Here is a 12,888-nt window from a genome sequence, read left to right on the forward strand (position 1 = left end):
CCCGGGCAGGGAGATCGCGGTACTGTGGTAAGAGTGAAAAACTGGGGGTTGGTAGCTGGGGTTGAATTCGGCTTGAACTGAATCGATCGGATCGCGCGCTCCGCCGGGTGTTGAGGTGCGCGCACTCGGTGATCGCGGGCTGGGGGTTGTCGGGTGACGGCAGCTGGGGGGTCGCGCGATCGCCGGTCGAAGGTACTGGGGGCTTTGTGTTCGAATCGAATGAATCATTCAGAGTTGAATTACGAAGATTGCGCATCAAATCCGGCGTCACGCAGGAAGAATTGGCGGAGGCGTCGGGCATCAGCGTGCGGGCGATCAGTGACCTCGAGCGGGGCCGGACCCGCCGCCCGCAACGCAAGACGGTGGAGCTGCTGGCCACCGGCATGCGGCTGGACGAGCACGACACGGCTCGGCTGGTCCACGTCGCGCGGAAGGCCACTTTGCAGGTGTCACTGCCGCACGCCGGGCCCGGCGCGGTCCAGTGCGGGCACGACGCGGCCCGCTTCGAGGCGGCGGATCCGGGCCGGATCTGCGAGCTGCCGCCCCGGCTGCCGGGGTTGCGCAACACGCTGCCGGACTACCCGGTGCTCGACGACTTCCTGCAGTCGGTGGCCGCGGCCGAGACGGTGACCCCGGCCAACGGCAACACCGCGTTCATCGTCGGGTCGCCGTGGGTGGGCAAGACCACGGCGGCGGTGCACGCGGCGTACAAGTGGCGGCACCTGTTCCCGGACGGTCAGCTGTTCATCGACCTCAGTCCCGACGGCCAGTCGGCGATGCGCCCGCTCGACGTCGTGCGGCGGTTGTCCCGTTCGGTCGGCGCACCGGTGGCGGAGGGAGCGGACCTCGAATCCGCGGCGGCGGCGCTGCGGAGCTTCCTGGCCAGCCGGCGGCTCCTGATCGTCCTCGACAAGGTGGTCAGCGAAGCCCAGGTGCGCGCGGTGCTGCCGGGCGTCAGCGCGAGCGCGGTGCTCGCGGTGTGCCGGCGCCGGTTCCCGGCGCAGACGGGCATGCCGACGGTGTCGGTCGAGCCGCTGTCGGTCGGCCTGTCCGTGGCCCTGCTGGCGGCGGCGCTCGGCGAGCAGCGGATCAGGGACGAGTACGACGCGGCGATCGGGCTGGCCACCCTGAGCGGCGGGCTCCCGCTGGCGCTGCAGTGGGTGAGCGGCCGGCTGCAGCGCAATCCACATTGGACACTGCACCGGCTGTTCACGGCCTTGATCAACCCGCAGACGAGGAAGGATCTGATCGGGTCCTGCCGGATGGACCTCAGCGGCCGGTTCTACACCCTGTACGAAGAGTTGTCCCCGGACACGCAGCGCGCGTTGTGCGCGCTGTCGCACATCCACGCCGACGAGTTCACCTTGGACATGGCGGCCGCGGTGCTCGGCACCGCGGTCGACGACGCCGAGCGGATGATCGAGTACCTCATGGAGTGGCAGATCATCTCGGTCCACTACGACTCGGCACGCGCGGCCGCGTTCCGGATAAACCCGTTCGTCCGCACGTTCGCGATGAGCGTGTCAGAGACGAGTGACCCGCTGGCCGACCTGGAGAACGTCCGCCAGCGAGCGACTACGGTCCTGGGCATCAAGGTATGACGACCGGCGGATGACGTCGGACCGCACGGCGGGCCGACCGCCGTGCGGTCCGCCGTTGCCGCGCCGACGCCAGAATGCAGCCCCTGACCGGATGACACCTGGTCAGGGGCCGTTCTGTGCTGGTCAAGCGGAGTGCCCCCGGCGCGGCTCCATCCAGAACCCAACGGCTTGAGATCGGGATCAGTGGTGGACCGAGCTGAGCGAGAACGCCATAGGCGTCCTGCTGGCCGGGCTGTGTCCGAGGGCTCTTGCCCGTCATGGGCAGAGCGATGTCGAACTTGTTCCGCTCATCACGCCAAGCCCGAACGCGGCTGACGTGGGTAACCCGCCTGGCACCCATGGTGACGGCAACCCGCTGACCAGCAAAGGGAACCACGATCCATGCCCTGGTTGTTCCGGGTGCCTCCTGGTAGGGAAAACTCCACCCCGCACGGTGGTGTCGTCCCCAGGACCGGTTGGGGTGCCAGCTTGATCGTGTGCGGCGCTACAGCCGGCCAGGCTTGTGTCGTGGCCCAGATGACTGACTTTCAGCTCCGCCCCAGGGAGAGTGGCATGCCGGTGCCCCGGTTGCGGCGCGTATCGGAGGGTTCCGGATGAACGTCATCGGGATCGCGTTTGCCATGGCAGGTGCCGTGTTCGCCGCGCTGGCCGCGCACATGCAGCACCGGGCGGTGCACACGACGATGCGGGACGCCGACGACGGGCCGACGCTGCGACTGCGTTCGTTCAGCCGGTTGCTGCGCCAGTCAGGCTGGCTGCTCGGCCTGCTCGTGATGATCGTCGGCGGGACGCTGCACGCGGTAGCGCTCGGTCTCGCACCGGTTATCGTGGTGCAGCCGGTCGGTGTGCTCGCGGTCGGTGCGACCGCGTTGTTCGCTGCCAGGGCGGGCGGGCCGAAGCTCACCGGACGCGGCTGGCTGGCGATCGGCGCGATCGCGGCAGGCGTGGCTGGTTTCGTGTGGATTGCGGCGAACAACACCACGCCGACCGAGGTGAGCGATTCGGCCGGCCTCCAAGCCGCCAAACTCGTCGCGGCCGGCGTGGTCGGGATGTCCCTGCTCGCCATGATGACGCGGGGACGGGCACGCGGCCTTGCGTTCGCCACCGCCGCGGCCACGGCGTACGGGCTGGTATCGGTGCTGACCAGGGCGGTGCTGCAGCAGGCCCAGCACGGCGGTCCGGTCTCCGCGCTGATCGTTTCCGCGATCGCCATCCTGCTTGCCCTGCTGGTCGGGGCCTGGCTGGTGCAGCAGGCGTATGCCAGCGCACCACCGCACACGGTGATGGCGTGCATCACGGTGGTGGACCCGATCGTTGCGGTGGCGATCGGGGTGGGGCTGCTCGGTGAAGCGAGCTCGATCAGCGGTTGGGTCGCCGTGTCGGGGCTGCTCTGCGCGTTCCTCGCCATCGGTGGCGTACTGGCACTGGCCCGGTTCACCGATCATCGCGGCGAGATCGTACGGCCGCACTCGGTCCTGGATTCGAGCAAGCGACCAGTGCCGGAACCCGTTCGCGCAGGCTGACCCAAGCGCGAGCGTGAACGCCGCGCTAGCCATCTGTATAACGACATATATGGCGGGGCGAGCGCCGCGCGTACAGCACCGTATTTCACTTGCTGGGCGTGGGTGCGGCAGCTTGCACGGCGGCGATTGGGTCGTAGTGCCACGCGGTGAGGACTGCGTGGATGTGGCCGTAGGAGATCGCGAACGATCCGACCGCGACGATGGTGCCGATGCCGTAGCGGACCGTGTTCCAGAACCAGGTCCGTCGCCAGCTCACCCTGGTGAGCACCTCGACCGTGACGATCAGGGCGATCGGCCATACGCCGGCGCCGACCTGGGGGCTCAGACCCGGCGGCTGCGCGCTCGCGGGCAGCCAGGTGTGCAGGACGTTGGCGGCGATCGAAGTGACGGAGCCGAAAGCGAAACCAAGCCGGCTGTTCCGCTCGTGGGAGTCAGGCTTGGTCGAGCCGTGGGTAGAGCACCTCTTCGACCAGCAGGAGGATCGCCGCGGCGACCGGGATGGCGACCAGGGCTCCGATGATGCCCAGCAGCGCGCCACCGAGCAGGACGGCGACGACGGTGACCAGCGCGGGGACCTTGAGCACGTTCCCGATGATCTTCGGCACCAGCAGGTAGTCCTCGACCAGCCGGTAGACGACGAAGAACCCCACGGTCGCCAGGCACACCGGGAGTGAGACGGTGAGCGCGACGAGGCTCACCAGGACGCCGCCGACCACGGAGCCGATCACCGGGATCAGGTCGAGCACCGCGACCGCGATCGCCAGCAGCGCCGCGTAGGGGACGCCGAAGATCAGCAGCCAGACCAGGGTGAGCACCCCGGCGATGACGGAGACGGCCAGGTTGCCCAGGACGTAGCCGCCGACCTTGGAGAAGATGTCGTCGCCGATGAGGATCGCCCGCGGCCGGCGGGAGTGCGGGACGAGCCGGTACATCGTGGCGCGGATGCGGGGCAGGTCGGCGACGAAGTAGATGGTCAGGACGACCACGATCAGCGCGTCGGTCACGACGTTGAAGACCGCTTTGCCGGCGCCCAGGACACCGCCGGCGAGGCCGCCGCCGGAGCTGAGCGCCGACTCGACCGCCTGCTGCAGGTGGAAGCGTTCGTTGAGGCGGCCGAGGAAGGTGTTGTGGTCCTGGGCCTCGCGCAGGTACTCGGGGGCCTGCTTGACCAGCGCGGTGGCCTGTTCGACGATCACGGGGATCGCGGCGGCGAGGAACCCGCCGGCCGCGCCGAAGGCGACGACGAACACGGTGGTGACGGCGAGCCAGCGCGGGAAGCGGCGGCTGACCAGCCACGACACGGCGGGTTCCGCGCCGATGGCGAGGAACAGGGCGAGCCCGACCAGGACGAGGATCTGCTCGGCGCCGGCGAGGAGCTGGATCAGGCCGTAGGTCACGGCGACCCCGGCCGCGGCGGTCATGCCGATGAAGAACGGCGATCGGCGGTCGAGCCGCTTGCCGATCCCGCCCAGCGGCCGTTCGGGGGTGCTGATTTCCGCGGCTTCGGCTTCCGCCTCGGCGACCATGCCTTCGTCGTCGCTGTGGGGTTGCCCCACGAGCGGGTGGTGTCCTTCGGGAGTGGAGGTCATGAGGCACCGCGCTGTCTCGCACCCGGGGTACGTGGAGGAAGGCCGACGCGACCCGTGGTGACGAAGCCGCGCGCTGGTGATCGGCTGTGTGTTCAACCTCGGGGAGGGTAGCCAGGCCGGGCGGGCTTCAACCGGCCGCGAGGGCGGCTGTTTCGCGAGTGGCGCTCAGCCGAGGTTCTCGCGCTCGGCGGGGTGCTTCGGGCCGATTTCCGGTGCAGCCGTCAGAGCGGTCCTTCCAGCGCCGCGATCGCCCGGCGTCCGAGGCTGCCCTGGACATGCCTCTTCATCGCGCGCTCCGCTGCTCGGGCGTCTCCCGCGATGACCGTCTCCGCGATCTCCGCGTGCTCCTGGCGGACGCGCTCGCGGTCCTCGTCGGTGTCCGGTGTGGACCGCAGCGCCACCAGGCGGTAGCGGTCCGCCTTGTCCCAGAGCCCTTCGAGCAGCGACGACAGCAGCGGGTTGTGCGACGCCGTGTACACACTGCGGTGGAACGCCCGGTGCGCCAGCAGCGCCTCGAATCCCGTCGACGCGCTGAGGGGCTCGAGGCCGCGGAGTGCCGACTCGATGGCCGCCACGTCCGCCTCCGTGCGGCGGCCCGCCGCGAGCTTGGCCGCCAGGGGGTCGAGGTTTTCGCGGATTTCGAAGAGGCTCCGCGCCTCCGCGGCGTCCAGCTCGGTGACGCGCGCGTCGCGGTGGGACGCCAGTGTCACCAGGCCCTCCGCGTCCAGCCGCCGGAGTGCCTCGCGCAGGGGAGTCGTGCTGACCCCCAGCTCGACCGCGAGGTGCTCCTGGGAAATGGTCTGCCCGGCGGCCAGCTCACCGGCGAGGATGCGGCGGCGCAGCTCCTCGTAGGCGTACGCGTTCTTGGTGAGAGCCGGGCGGGGGCTGGTCATCCGGCCAGCCTATAGCCCATAACCACGCGTCGCTTCCGCGAGGCGCGCGACGAACTCGTCCGCGTGCGCCTCCTCCCAGACCAGCGGCGGACGCACCTTCAGCACGTCTCCGCCGGGACCGGTCAGACCGGCGAGCACGCCCCGGGTGACCAGGCCGTCGAGCAGGGACCGTGCCACTTCACGGGAAGGACTGCCGTCGACCGGCAGCACGTCGACGCCCGCCAGCAACCCCGTGCCCCGCACCGGACCGAGCACCGCCGACCCGGCCGCCAGCTCGCGCAGCCCGCGGCGGAGGTGCTCGCCGACCCGGACCGCTTGAGCCGGGAGGCCGGTCAGCTCGAGGACGTCGAGGACCGCGTGGCCCGCGGCCGCCGCGGCCGGGGTCGCCGCGAACGTCGAGAAGTACTCGTACTCGCGCGCCAGCACGTCGGCGATTTCGCGGCGGGTGACCAGCGCGCCGATCGGGTAGCCCGCGCCCATCGGCTTGCCGAGCGTCACGAGGTCGGGCGTGATCCCGGCCAAAGCGAATCGCCACAGCTGCGGCCCGCTGCGTCCGTAGCCGGACTGGACTTCGTCCGCGAGGTACAGCGCACCCGCCGAATGGGCGCCTTCGACCAGCCCGGCCAGGAACTCGGAGGGGGCGTCGAGGATGCCCTCCGACGTGAACTGCGAGTCGGCCAGCACCAGCGCCGGACGCAGGCCCGCGGCCTCGATCCGGGGCGCCACACCGGGTTCGCGCGGTGCGGCGAAGGTCCCGACGTGTGCGGGCCGGTAGCCCGGCGGCCACTCGTTCGAGCTGAGCTCCGCCATCCACTTCGACGAGCCGTGGTACGCGTGCTCGGCGATGATCGCCGCGTCGCCGCCGGTGTACGCCGTCGCCAGGCGCCACGCCAGCTCGTTCGCCTCGGTGCCGGACGTCGTGAACAGGCACGTGTCCAGCTCCGGCGGCATCGTCGCCAGGATCCGCTCGGCCAGGGAGACGATGCCGCCGTGCAGGTACCGCGAATGCGTGTTCAGCTCCGCCAGCTGCCGCCCGACGGCCCGCGCGACGGCGGGGTGCGCGTGCCCGACGACCGCCACGTTGTTGTACGCGTCGAGGTACCGCCGTCCGTCCCGGGCGTACAGCCAAGGGCCTTCGCCGCGGACCAGTTCGAGCGGACGGCGGTAGAACAGCGGGGACAGCCCGCCGCCCATCGCCGCCGCGCGCCGGGACGGCAGCTCGCCCGCCGGGACAGCCGAAGCGACGTCGCGGGTGCCGGCCAGGCGCGCCAGCCGGTCGCCCAGCTCGTCCGGGGTGAGGTCGGCGAGCAGCCGCAGCACGCGCTCGCTCGTGTCGTCGTACTGGGTGATGTACCGCTCGTTGTCGCGGTGGGTCTCGCGCCGCGTCGCCGACACCGCCAGCGTCGTGAGCAGCCGCGCGATCACCAGCTCGCCGAGCACCGCGGCCTCGGCCACACCCAGCGCGCGGTGCCGCTGGTAGCCGCGCAGCACGGCTTCGGTCGCGCGCCAGACGTCCTCGGCCCGGCGCAGCACCGAGGTCAGCGTGACGGCCAGGTCGGTGACGGCGGCCGTGTGGTGCATGTCGCCGAAGTCGATCACTCCAGTGACCGCGCCCGCTTCGGCCAGGACGTTGGTGAGCGTGACGTCGGCGTGCTGCAGCCCGGCCGGCAGCGTCGCGGTGGCGGCGAGCGCCGGCGCCACCCGGGCCACGAGCTCGGCCCGGCCGATCCCGGACGCCGCGACGACCGCCGGCGTCCGGCGGACGTCCCACAGCAGCTCCCGTCCCGCCGCCGGGTGGAAGAACCCCTGCAGCGCCACGGAAACCCGCGCCGCGGCCGAGCCGACCCGCGCGGCCATCGCGTCGTCGACCGGGCTCCCCTCGAGCGGACGGCCGGGCAGCAGCGTGATCAGCCGGGCCAGGCAGGCCCGGCCGGTGTCGTCGGTCAGCCGCGCGACCTCGCCGACCGGCTCCGGCACCGGCAGCCCGGGGTCGGCGGCCCGCACGTGCGCGAGCGCGCGGACCTCCATGTCGACGACGTCGGCGCGCTCGGCCGGGTTCGAGATCTTCAGTACGAACTCCTCGTCGACGAGCACGTTGAGGTCGCGCTCGCTGTCGAGCGGCTTCAGCACGGTGTCCGCGAGGTCCCAGTGCTCGCGCAGCGCCGCGCGCAGGCTGCCGGGGGAGAAGGCCGGGGCCGGTTCGGTGAAGGTGCTCATGCGGGGAGGTCCTTTCCGGGAGTGCCGGCTTCCAGGGTGAACGGCCGGTCGTGGCCGGGGTAGACGAGATCGGCGCGCGACCGGACGAGCGCCATCGACTCCGCCGCGGCCACCTCGTCGACGGCGCTGCTGCAGCGTCCCCGCCGCAGGGCGCCGGCGGACGGCACGGCGTCGCCGGTCAGCAGCGCGGTGCCCGCGGCGGTGGCGACGGTCAGCCCGATCGAGCCCGCGGTGTGCCCGGGCAGCGCGGTGACCGTGACACCGGAGGCGAGTTCGAGGCCGTCGGCGGCGGGGTGCACGGAAACGCCGCCGAGGACGGCCGCCGTCCAGGGCGGGGCGAACGGACTTCCTTGCGGCGCAAGGTCTTCCGCCGGATGGATGAGGACGTCGGCGAAGAGGTCCGCGTTCTGGACGTGGTCCCAGTGCGCGTGCGAGAGCACCAGGACGTCGATGTCGCGCGGCGCCAGCCCGCGGTCGCCGAGGGCGCGCAGCAGGGCGCGGCGCCGCCCGGCGTGACCGCAGTCGAAGAGGATCCGCCGCGCGCCGGCGTGGACCAGGTACACCCCGCAGAACCCGATGCTGCCCTGGTCCGAACGCTGCCCCTGGCCCCGGAGCAGGGGATCGACGTCAGGCACGGAACCGGCCGAGCGTGTAGGGGAGGACGCCGCCGTGGGCGTAGTAGACCGCCTCCTGCGGGGTGTCCAGCCGGGCGCGGACGGCGAACTCGAACGCGGGCGCGCCGGCCGGCCGGACCCGCACGGTGACCGGCCGCGCGGGGTCGTCGACGGCTTCGGGGATGCCGAGCAGGTCGAACTCCTCGGTGCCGTCGAGCCCGAGCGAGCCCGCGCTCTGCCCGTCGGCGAACTGCAGCGGCAGCACGCCCAGCTGCACCAGGTTCGACCGGTGGATCCGCTCGAACGACTCGGCCAGCACGACCCGCACCTTCAGCAGCGCGGTGGCCTTCGCCGCCCAGTCGCGCGACGACCCGGTGCCGTACTCACGGCCCGCGATCACCAGCAGGGGAGTGCCGGTGAACGACCGCGCGGCGTCGTACACCGGGACGACTTCGCCGTCGGCGTCCCGGGTCCGGCCCCCGGGCCCGAGGCGGTTCTTCAGCCGCGGGTTGGCGAACCCGCCGCGGACCATCACCTCGAAGTTGCCGCGGCGGGAGGCGTAGGTGTTCAGGTCCGCCTCGCCGAGCGCGGTCAGGTAGCGCCCGGCGCAGCTCGACGGCGGGATGCGCCCGGCCGGGCTGATGTGGTCGGTGGTCACCGAGTCGCCGAGGAGCAGCAGCACGCGCGCGTCGCGGAGGTCTTCCGGCGGCGGCGCGACGTCGTCGAGGAACGGCGGGCGGCGCAGGTACGTCGAGCCGGCCGGCCACTCGAACCGGGCTCCGCCGGCCGAGGGCACGCTGGCCCAGCGCTCGTCGCCGTCGAAGACGTCGGCGTAGGCGTCGCGGAACAGCTCCGGGGTCAGGTGGGCGGTGACGACGGCGTCGATCTCGGCGTCGTCCGGCCAGAGATCGGCGAGGAACACCGGCTCGCCGTGCGCATCGGTGCCGAGGGGTTCGGTGGTCAAGTCGCGGGTGATCGACCCGGCGAGCGCGTACGCGACCACCAGCGGCGGCGACGCGAGGTAGTTGAGCGAGACGTCGTTGTTGATCCGGCCGTCGAAGTTGCGGTTGCCCGAGAGCACCGACGCGACGACCGTGCCGCCGGCGACCGCCGCGGTGACCTCCGGCAGCAGCGGCCCGGAGTTGCCGATGCACGTCATGCAGCCGTACCCGACGAGCTGGAAGCCGAGCTCGTCGAGCGGCCGGTCGAGCCCGGCCCGGCGCAGGTACTCGGTGACGGTCTTCGAGCCCGGCGCGAGGCTGGTCTTCACCCACGGCTTCGCCGTCAGGCCGCGGGCGCGGGCATTGCGGGCGAGCAGGCCGGCGGCGACCATCACGTGCGGGTTGGACGTGTTGGTGCACGACGTGATCGCCGCGATGGCGACCGCGCCGTGCGGGACCGGACCATCCTTTGTGGACTCGATCGCGGCCCGGGCGTTCGCGGGGACGTCGGCGAGCGCGACCCGATCCTGCGGACGCCGTGGCCCGGCGAGCGACGGCGTGACGGCGGAGAGGTCGATCCGCACGCGCTCGGCGTAGTTCAGATCAGCGCCGGGGTCGTGCCAGAGGCCTTGTTCCTTCGCATACACCTCGACGGCGGTGACGTGCTCGGGCGCGCGCCCGGTGAGCCGCAGGTAGCCGAGGGTGGCGTCGTCGATCGGGAACATCGCCGCGGTGGCGCCGAACTCCGGGCACATGTTCGAGATCGTCGCGCGGTGGGCGAGCGGGATCCGCGCGATCGCGGAACCGGTGAATTCGACGAACTTCCCGACGACGCCGTGCGCCCGCAGGGTTTCGGCGATGGTGAGCACCAGATCGGTCGCGGTGACGCCGGGGCCGAGCTCACCGGTCAGGTCGACGCCGACGACGGGCGGGACGAGCAGGTTCAGCGGCTGCCCGAGCAGCGCCACCTCGGCCTCGACGCCGCCGACGCCCCAGGCCAGCACGCCCAGCGCGTTGACCATCGTGGTGTGGGAGTCGGTGCCGGCGCAGGTGTCCGGGAACGCCCAGCCGTCACGGCGCTCGACGACGCTCGCCAGATACTCGAGGTTGATCTGGTGCATGATCCCGGTGCCGGGCGGGACGACGCGCAGCCCGTCGAGCCGCTCGCCCCACTTGAGGAAGCGGAACCGTTCGGCGTTGCGCGCGTACTCGATCTCGACGTTGCGGCGCAGGGCGTCCGGGCGGCCGGACACCTCGGTCGCGATCGAGTGGTCGACGGTCAGGTGGCTGGGGATGTGCGGGCGCACCGCCGCCGGGTCGCCGCCCGCTTCGGCCACGGCGTCGCGCAGTGCGGCCAGGTCGGTCAGCACCGGGACGCCGTTGGTGTCGTGCAGGAAGACCCGGGACGGCGAGAAGGCGGCGACGCCGGTTTCGCCGCGCACGAGCCGGTCGATCTGCCCGGCGGTGACCGAGTGACCGTCTTCGTGGCGCAGCAGGTTCTCCAGCAGGATCTTGTGGCTCAGGGGCAGCCGCTCGGCGCCGGGCACGGCGTCCAGGCGGTGCACCCGGTACTGCGTGCCGGCCAGGTCGAGCCGGGTCAGGCTGGCGTAACTGTCCGAGGTCCGCTTCACATCAAGCCTCTCCGCATAGCTTATAGGCTATAATATCAGGCATGACCTCCCTCCTGGACCGGATCATGGACGCGCACCGCGGCATCCGCCCCGAAGTGCCGGTGAGCACGCTCGAACGCAGCCGGCTGCTGTCGGACGAGCTGGGCTGCGACGTGTGGCTGAAGACCGACCACCTGATGCCGACCGGCTCGTTCAAGGTGCGCGGCTCGGCCAACAAGATCCGCGTGCTCGGCGACGCGGCGAAGCGCACCGGGGTGATCACCGCGTCCACGGGCAACCACGGCCAGGGCGTCGCCCGCGCCGGCAAGCTGGCCGGCGTCGCCGTGACCGTCTACGTCGGCCAGACGACCACCCGCGCGAAAATGGCCGCGATCGAGGCCCTGGGCGCGGACCTCGTCGTGGTCCCGGGCGGCCCGCTCGACGCCGAACAGGAAGCACGCAAGCAAGCCGCGCAGCGGGGAAAGCCCTACGTGGCGCCGTATAACGACGTCGACACCGTGGCGGGGCAGGGCACGCTGGGGGTGGAGCTGGCCGAGCAGGCCCCGGACCTGGACGCGGTGTTCGTCTGCGTCGGCGGGGGCGGCCTGATCGGCGGGGTGGGCACGGCGCTGAAGGCGCTGAGCCCGCGCACCCGCGTCGTCGGCGTCTGGCCGGAAGCGTCGACCTGCCTGCTGGACTCGCTGAAGGCGGGCCACATCATCGAGACGCCCGAATCGCCGACGCTGTCGGACGGTTCGGCCGGGGCGGTCGAGCCGGGTTCGGTCACGTTCCCGATCTGCCAGGAGGTGATCGACGAGACCGTCACGGTCTCCGAGGAGGAGATCGCCGCCGCGATGCGCAAGATCGCGGAGGGGGAGCGCTGGATGATCGAGGGCGCGGCCGGGGTCGCCGTCGCGGGCCTCGTCAAGACCGCGCAGCGGTATCGGGGGAAGAAGGTCGCGGTCGTCCTCTGTGGACGCAACGTCACGCTGGAGACCTTCCTGCGCGCCGTGGCCGTGTGACGTGGGCGCGCCGGAACCGCTGGTCAGCCGGGTCAACCACGCGTGGAGCCGGCTGAGTGAGCCGGAACGGGCGGTCGCGGAGTACCTCGTCACGTCACCTCCGCGCCAGGTGGTACTCGCGACGGCCGACGACCTCGGCCGCCGGACCGGCACGAGCGACGAGACGGTGGTCCGTACGGCTCGTCGGCTCGGCTACACCGGGTTGCCGGCGCTGAAGGCGTCGCTCGGCGGGGCCACCGGTGCGCCGCAGGTCGGTTTCCGGCGGCAGGTGGCCCGGGACCTGCCGAGCGCGACGACGCACGTGGTCCGCGACGCGCTCGGCCGCATCAGCGCGTTCGGCCGCGGGCTCGACGTCGGCGAACTGGCCGAGGCGCTGCGGATCGTCGGGTCGGCGGCGCGGGTGTTCTGCTACGGCTGGGGCGTCAACGAGCTGAGTGCGCGCTACCTGGCGCTGAAGCTGACCCGGGCCGGCAAGGCCGCCTCGGCGTCGGGGGCCACCGGGGTGGAGTTCGCGGACGACCTCGCGGACCTCTCGCCGCGGCACGCGGTCGTCGTCTTCGCTCCCGGACGGCTGCTGCCCGAACTGGAACTGCTCACCGCTCACGCGAAGCGAGTAGGGGCCGAGCTGGTCCTGGTCACCGAGCACCTCGCCGACGCGATCCCGGCGGACGCAGTCCTGCGCGACCCGGGTTCGCCCGGCAGCCTGACCGCCGAACCGTTGTGCGCCATGCTCGTGGCCGACCTGCTGGTGCTCGGCACCCTCGGCGACGGCGACACGTACGCCTTGCTCACCCGGCTTCGCGAGGAACTTCGCTGAACGTGGAAAGCCTCGCCGGGGCAGTGGTGGCAAGCCGCCCCGGCGAGGCCGGTCTCGGGTG

10 protein-coding genes are annotated in these 12,888 nt (G+C 72.0%); 4 read left to right on the forward strand and 6 right to left on the reverse strand.

The genetic code is table 11. The features are described from left to right. The first annotated feature begins 206 nt into the window (after positions 1–206). Positions 207–1,601: a helix-turn-helix domain-containing protein gene (locus QSK39_RS52510; RefSeq protein ID WP_285485370.1), complete on the forward strand. Its 1,395-nt coding sequence runs from the start codon at positions 207–209 to the stop codon at positions 1,599–1,601. Between the two features lie 593 nt (positions 1,602–2,194). After that, entirely contained in the window at positions 2,195–3,124 is a 930-nt protein-coding gene (locus QSK39_RS52515; protein WP_285485371.1) for a DMT family transporter, read from the forward strand. A gap of 85 nt (positions 3,125–3,209) precedes the next feature. On the opposite strand, the gene QSK39_RS52520 is transcribed toward QSK39_RS52515, so the two are convergent. From QSK39_RS52520 to acnA, 6 genes are all read right to left on the reverse strand, one after another. Then, entirely contained in the window at positions 3,210–3,380 is a 171-nt protein-coding gene (locus QSK39_RS52520) for a hypothetical protein (RefSeq protein ID WP_285485372.1), read from the reverse strand. Between the two features lie 175 nt (positions 3,381–3,555). Beyond that, complete coding sequence (locus QSK39_RS52525) at positions 3,556–4,680, reverse strand: AI-2E family transporter (protein WP_285485441.1); 1,125 nt, start codon at positions 4,678–4,680, stop codon at positions 3,556–3,558. Between the two features lie 254 nt (positions 4,681–4,934). Then, a complete protein-coding gene (locus QSK39_RS52530; protein WP_285485373.1) occupies positions 4,935–5,606 on the reverse strand; it encodes a GntR family transcriptional regulator in 672 nt (223 codons plus the stop codon). Between the two features lie 9 nt (positions 5,607–5,615). Then, positions 5,616–7,823 carry an aminotransferase class III-fold pyridoxal phosphate-dependent enzyme gene (locus QSK39_RS52535; RefSeq protein ID WP_285485374.1) on the reverse strand — a complete coding sequence of 736 codons (2,208 nt, stop codon included), beginning with the start codon at positions 7,821–7,823 and terminating at the stop codon, positions 5,616–5,618. Beyond that, entirely contained in the window at positions 7,820–8,458 is a 639-nt protein-coding gene (locus tag QSK39_RS52540) for an MBL fold metallo-hydrolase (protein WP_285485375.1), read from the reverse strand. Before QSK39_RS52540 ends, QSK39_RS52535 begins: the two co-directional genes overlap by 4 nt. Then, complete coding sequence (acnA, locus tag QSK39_RS52545; protein WP_285485376.1) at positions 8,451–11,009, reverse strand: aconitate hydratase AcnA; 2,559 nt, start codon at positions 11,007–11,009, stop codon at positions 8,451–8,453. Before acnA ends, QSK39_RS52540 begins: the two co-directional genes overlap by 8 nt. 41 nt (positions 11,010–11,050) lie before the next feature. Here acnA and QSK39_RS52550 point away from each other — a divergent pair, with 41 nt between their 5' ends. Continuing rightward, positions 11,051–12,010 (forward strand): threonine/serine dehydratase, encoded by a 960-nt coding sequence (locus QSK39_RS52550; protein ID WP_285485377.1) that lies wholly within the window; start codon positions 11,051–11,053, stop codon positions 12,008–12,010. 1 nt (position 12,011) lies between these two features. Further along, positions 12,012–12,827 (forward strand): MurR/RpiR family transcriptional regulator, encoded by an 816-nt coding sequence (locus tag QSK39_RS52555; protein WP_285485378.1) that lies wholly within the window; start codon positions 12,012–12,014, stop codon positions 12,825–12,827. Positions 12,828–12,888: the final 61 nt, after the last annotated feature.

It is taken from the genome of Amycolatopsis sp. NBRC 101858 (assembly GCF_030269325.1).
Lineage (GTDB): Bacteria > Actinomycetota > Actinomycetes > Mycobacteriales > Pseudonocardiaceae > Amycolatopsis > Amycolatopsis ponsaeliensis.